The organism is Natrinema soli (genome assembly GCF_028618695.1).
In genome coordinates, this window is record NZ_JAQIVI010000732.1 from 1 (window position 1) to 5430 (window position 5430).

The following is a 5430-nucleotide window of genomic DNA, read 5'->3' on the forward strand; positions in this document are numbered from 1 at the left end:
GGCGTCGGGTGCAGCGTCGCGGGCGAGCCGCGTCGCGTCGCCGGCTTCCTCGGTCTTTCGAACCTCGAAACCGTGCTGGTCCGCGAGCGAGACGACGGTGTCGACGTGGTCCCCGCTCCCGCTGACGGGGTTGCAGACGAGCACGCGCTCGCTCGTCTCCGCAGATGCCATACTGCAGCCCATGCCGGCCGCACGCAAAAGGATCTGCCCGGCGTTTGCCCCAGTATGTACACGGTCGACCTCCACGCGCACACGCGATTCTTCCACGGTCGCCGAGGGATCGGCGACCGGTTCGACCCGCTCGGCGTCCGACTGCTCACCGAGGTGGCCGAGCGCCGCGGCCTCGACGGGATCGCGACGACGAATCACGACTACTACACGGCGTTCGATCCCTCCCCCGACGTCGAGACGCTGCCGGGGATCGAGATCACGACCGACCGCGGCCACGTCCTCGTCGTCGGCCCGGATCCGCCGACGGCGACGAAACCGGGCGCGCTCTCCCCCGAGGAGGCCGTCGCGCTGGCCCACGATCGGGACTGTGCCGCCATCGTCGCCCACCCCTTCCGGAACAGCACGGTGCGCGAACTCGACGACGTCCCCTTCGATGCGATCGAGGTCAACGGCAAACACCCGCGCTCGAGGCCGCTCGTCGAGCAGTTGGCGGGCGACCGCGATCTGCCGCTGATCGGCGGGAGCGACGCCCACTACCCCTTCGAGGTGGGTCGGGCGTATACGGTCGTCGAGGCTGATCGGCTCACGCCCGAGTCGGTCGTCGACGCGATCCGCGACGGCCGCGTGAGCGCGCGCGTCTCGACGTCCGGATTCGATGGCCTGCTGCGGCGGGGATACCGGGCGATCCACAACCGAAAGCAGGTGATCGACGCGATCGAGCGGCCGACCCCGGGAGTCGGGAAACCCCCCGGTGAGGAAGAGGAACTCGAACAGTAACGCGCTCTCCGTCGCAGCCGATCGATCGCCCGTCACCGCATATCGATCGGGTGCCCGTAGCGGTAGACGACCTGTTTTAGCCGAGTTCCTCGTCCAGAATCAGCCGCGTCTTCGTGCTCACGACCTCCTCCTGATCCCGTGCTTTCGTGATCAGATCGTTGACCCCGCGCGTGTCCGCGGCGTCGACCACGAGCACGACGTCCTGCTCGCCCGAGACCATCCAGACGAAGTCGACCTCGTCCCACTCGGCCATCCGCTCGGAGACGCCCTTGGTGTCGACGTCGACCGCGACGCTGATCTCGAGCATCGCCTGGACGTTGCCGGTCCGGGTCGAAATCGTGAAGCGTTCGATGACGTCGTCGTCCATCATCCGCTCGACGCGATTGCGGACGGTCCCCTCGCTCGTCTCGACCTCGTCGGCGATCTCGGTGTACGGTGTCCGGGCGTCTCGCCGGAGGATATCGAGGATCTGTCGGTCCAGGTCGTCCATGGAGATGCGGACCTACGTGTGACTCGCACTTACCGATTACGAAAATCGTAACTGAGCTTCGAAGACAACACTTATGATGGTCCATCCGATACGTAGATCGTAATGACGGAAGCCTACGTCGCACTGGAAGGCGGCCACGTACTCGAGGGACGTGGTCGTGCGTCAGGAACGGCTCGCGGCGAAATCGTATTCACTACAGCGTACACGGGCTACGAGGAGAGTCTGACCGACCCCTCCTACGAGGAGCAGATTCTCACGTTTTCCTACCCGCTGATCGGTAACTACGGCGTCCGAGAGGAGCGCTTCGAGGACGACCGCGTCCACCCGCGCGCCGTGCTCGCGAAGGAACTCACCGAGGACGTCGTCGACTGGCTCGCGAGCGAGGATGTCCCGGCGGTCGACCACCTCGACACGCGCGAGGTCGTCACCGACATCCGCGACGGCGGCGCGATGAAGTGCGGCATCGCCGTTGGCGAGGACGTCACTGAGGAGGACGCGCTGGCCGAACTCGAGCAGTGCAAGGCCATGAGCGACCACACCGATATCGGCGCACAGGTCAGCGTCGACGAGTCGGTCGTCCACGGCGAAGCGAACGACGGCGAGACGGTCGCCCTGATCGACTGCGGCGCGAAGGGGTCGATCGTCGACTCGCTGCTCGAGCGCGACGCGACCGTGCACGTGTTCCCCTACGACGCGACCGTCGCCGACGTTGAGGCCGTCGGCCCCGACGTCCTGTTCATCTCGAACGGCCCCGGCGACCCGGTCAACTTCGGCCAGGCGATCTCCCTCGTCGAGGCGTTCGTCGAGGACACGCCGGTCGCCGGCATCTGTCTCGGCCAGCAGATCGTCGCCGAAGCGCTCGGCGGCTCCACCGAGAAGATGACCTTCGGTCACCGCGGCGTCAACCAGCCCGTCCTCGACCTCGAGTCCGGACAGGTCGTCATGACCACGCAGAACCACGGCTACACCGTCGCCGAACCCGGCGAGCACCTCGAGGTCACGCAGATCAACGTCAACGACGACACGCCCGAGGGCATCGACGGCATCGAATACGACGTTATCACCCGCCAGTACCACCCCGAAGCGAATCCCGGCCCCGAAGACACCCTCGACTTCTTCGACGACGTGCTCGCCATGGCTTCCGGGCGAGCGGACGCGCAAGCGGTGCCGGCCGACGACTGATCGACGGCCACTCATTCCGTGACACTGATTTCTACTGCCACCGACTAGCGGCGGCTGTCGACCGCGGTCGGATGGTCGTTCGTAGAACGGAGAAAATCGATGCTCGAGCGGTGACGACGTCGACGGAAAGCCCGCGGAGCCCTCCCCGACGACGGAGACATCGGCATCGTAATTCGCGCTCTCAGCGCTCGCTGCTGTCCGTTACACTCTATCGACCCCCTCGTCTCGGGACTCACTCCCCATCGTCGCTTCCACTGGTGACGATGCTCGCAACTCGGTCGCGATCGAACAGCTGTTCGTCCGTCGGAATCTCCGGGTACGGGTCGCCCGATTCGTAGCCGGGCCACTCGCCGAACCGGTCGGGGTAGAGCTGCTTGGCGGTCATCTCGAGCTGGAAGAGGTTCATGATCGGGCCCTGATAGCGCATGCCGCTGGCGAGGACCCGGTCGTTTTGCACTGCCGTCAGTTCGCTGCCGGCGGAGTGCGATTCCATCCGCTCGCGGACGTCCTCGATGGCGTACGTCGGCGTGATTCCCCAGAGGTGGAGAATGACGTCCGGATCCGCGTCGAGCATCGTCTCGTAGTTGACGGTCCCCCAGTCGCCCGACCACTCCACGTCGGCGAGCGCGTCGCGGGCACCGAGCGGCCGCGTTTCCGCCTGCCAGAAGCCGGGCGTGTTGAGGTTGTACGTGTAGAAGACGCCGTCGCCCAGCGTGGCGCGTGCGACCGTCGGCCGCTCGCTCTCGGGCGGCAGGTTCGACTCGATCTCCGACATCGTTTCCTCGTAGACGCCCTCGAGCGCCTCGTAGCGCTCTCGTTCTTGAAAGACGGCCGCGACCTTCTCGAAGAGTTCCCAGAGGGTGTAGTACTCGTAGCTGTCGGCGTAGGCCGGGGCCGGGTCGCTGTGAACGCCGCTGTGATAGCTGCCGACCCACGGGCCGACCGTGTCTGCGATCCCGTCGACGGTCGATTCGTCCCAATCGTCCTGAGTCGTCAGCACGTACGACGGGTCGAGGAAGTGAACGTCGCTATCGTAGTCGTAGAGTTCCTCCTCCGTCACACCGTCCTCGAGCGGGTTCTCCAGGTCTTCCCAGTCGAAGGAGACGCCCTCGAGTCGCTCGTAGAACTTGTTCATCGTCGACCCCGACATCTCCGGGGCGTGCAGCGAGTTCACGGCGTCACCGTGACCGAGCGCGACCGCCATGTCGGCGTAGTGCGCGAAGGTGACCAGCGCGTCCTCGGGGACGGCGTCGAGTTCGATTTCACCCATCGGTGCCATCGACACCGTATACGAGCCGTTTCCGTCCTCCGAGTTCCCGTCCCCGCCGAGACAGCCGGCCAGCGCTGCGCTCCCGGCCGCGATCCCCCCCGTCACGAACGCCCGTCGACTTCGAACGAACTGCCGCGTCGATTCCATGTGGTTTAGGCACGCCTAACAATTGTAAAAAGCGTTCGGTTTTAGGCGCACCAAAAATCGCTGTTGTGACACGACCGCACCGCTCAGACTCGAACGTCACCGAGCCGCCGTCGCGGACGTCGGTGTCGTGCCCTCGCCGGTCACGCCGCGAACGCGTACGTGACCGTCACGCTGGCGCTGACGCTGACCGGCTCCGCGTCGATCTCCGTCGGCGGTGCCTCACCACTGGCCGCATCGTCGGTGGCCGCGGTTTCGCGCCGAACCGAATGCACCTGTACGTCGCCGGTCGTGACGGCCGTCGTCCCCTCGAGTTCGACCTCGCGGTTGTCGGCGATGTGGGACGCCTCGTCGTCGGCGTTCGAAAGCGCCGCGTCGATCGCGTCCTTCCGAAGTTCGGACCGCGTCTCCTTTTTCAGCGTGAAGCTCACGTACCCCACGTCGTCCGCACCGGCCTCGACCGCGCCGTCGATGACCTCACCGACGCGGTCGACGTCGGCGACGGTCACCTCGAACGAGTGCGTCCCCTCGAACCCGTCGTCCGCTCGGCCGTGCGCCTGGTGGACACGGTACTGTCCCTCCTCGACGTTCTCCTCGGGGATTCCGAGGTCGTCGAACGCTGCACGAAGCGCTTCGGCACCGCTCGAGAGCGCATCGGTGACGCCCTCGGCGCTCTCGCCGGCCGCCTCGACGCCGAGGCTGACGACCGCCTGGTCCGGTTCCGTTTCCACTTCGCCACTGGCGCTAACCGTAATTTCGCCGTCCGCGTCGGTCGCGCTGGATTCCGATTCGGGAGTGGTGTCCGAATCCGATCCGGGTTCGTCGTCCGGTCCCGTTTCGGTGTCGCCGCTACTGAGCGGGCTTCCCGCACAGCCCGCCATCGCTGTCGTTAACCCGATACTCGAGGCCGCGAGGAACTGTCGTCGGTCCATAGGTGATCGACCGCCGGAGACGGGAATAAACCCACCCCAAGCTCAAACGGCCCTTTGAGCCTCGAGCGGCGTCGCCGGAGTCGACGAGGTTCGGGGAACCGGATGGGTCTGCGCCGGGCGATCGAACTATCGTAGCCACTGAAACGATTTACATACTGATCGAACAGCTGTCATACGATCAGGTGTGCGGTGACTGTCAGTGGCTACTATCCGACTACCGCGAAGGGTTCGAGGGTCGACTCGAGGAGAGAGAACCGGGACCCTGCGAAGAGGGAGGAGAGAGAACCGCAATCCCGCGGTGAGCGAGTGACTGCGTCCGACTGCCGGTCAGCGACGGTCGTAGACCCGGACCGCTCGGTCGTGGCGCTCGGCCAGCCCGTTGGGGTTGCGCCGCCTCGAGCGATCCCCGTACCGTGCCCGAACGCCGTCCCATAGGCCGCGCGTGACGTTCGTGACGACGGCCG

5 protein-coding genes and 2 pseudogenes are annotated in these 5430 nt (G+C 65.9%); 2 read left to right on the plus strand and 5 right to left on the minus strand.

The annotated features are described in order from the left end of the window. Positions 1 to 171 (minus strand): annotated as a pseudogene (locus PGX04_RS31110) (diacylglycerol/lipid kinase family protein); the annotation flags it as partial. A 54-nt stretch (positions 172 to 225) separates the two neighbouring features. Between PGX04_RS31110 and PGX04_RS31115 the strand changes: the two are divergent. Further along, positions 226 to 948, plus strand: coding sequence for a PHP domain-containing protein (locus PGX04_RS31115; RefSeq protein WP_273742011.1), 723 nt, complete (start codon positions 226 to 228; stop codon positions 946 to 948). A 76-nt stretch (positions 949 to 1024) separates the two neighbouring features. Here PGX04_RS31115 and PGX04_RS31120 read toward each other — a convergent pair whose 3' ends face one another. After that, positions 1025 to 1438, minus strand: coding sequence for an Lrp/AsnC family transcriptional regulator (locus PGX04_RS31120; protein WP_180840030.1), 414 nt, complete (start codon positions 1436 to 1438; stop codon positions 1025 to 1027). A gap of 102 nt (positions 1439 to 1540) precedes the next feature. Between PGX04_RS31120 and carA the strand changes: the two genes are divergently transcribed. Next, on the plus strand, positions 1541 to 2620 hold the full coding sequence (gene carA / locus PGX04_RS31125) for a glutamine-hydrolyzing carbamoyl-phosphate synthase small subunit (RefSeq protein WP_273742012.1): 1080 nt from the start codon (positions 1541 to 1543) through the stop codon (positions 2618 to 2620). Between the two features lie 232 nt (positions 2621 to 2852). On the opposite strand, the gene PGX04_RS31130 is transcribed toward carA, so the two are convergent. The 3 genes and pseudogenes from PGX04_RS31130 to PGX04_RS31140 form a co-directional block, all read right to left on the minus strand. Next, a complete protein-coding gene (locus PGX04_RS31130; RefSeq protein WP_273742013.1) occupies positions 2853 to 4037 on the minus strand; it encodes an ABC transporter substrate-binding protein in 1185 nt (394 codons plus the stop codon). A gap of 140 nt (positions 4038 to 4177) precedes the next feature. Then, on the minus strand, positions 4178 to 4966 hold the full coding sequence (locus PGX04_RS31135; protein WP_273742014.1) for an SIMPL domain-containing protein: 789 nt from the start codon (positions 4964 to 4966) through the stop codon (positions 4178 to 4180). A gap of 327 nt (positions 4967 to 5293) precedes the next feature. Then, a pseudogene (locus PGX04_RS31140) lies at positions 5294 to 5430 on the minus strand (glycosyl transferase family 2); the annotation flags it as partial.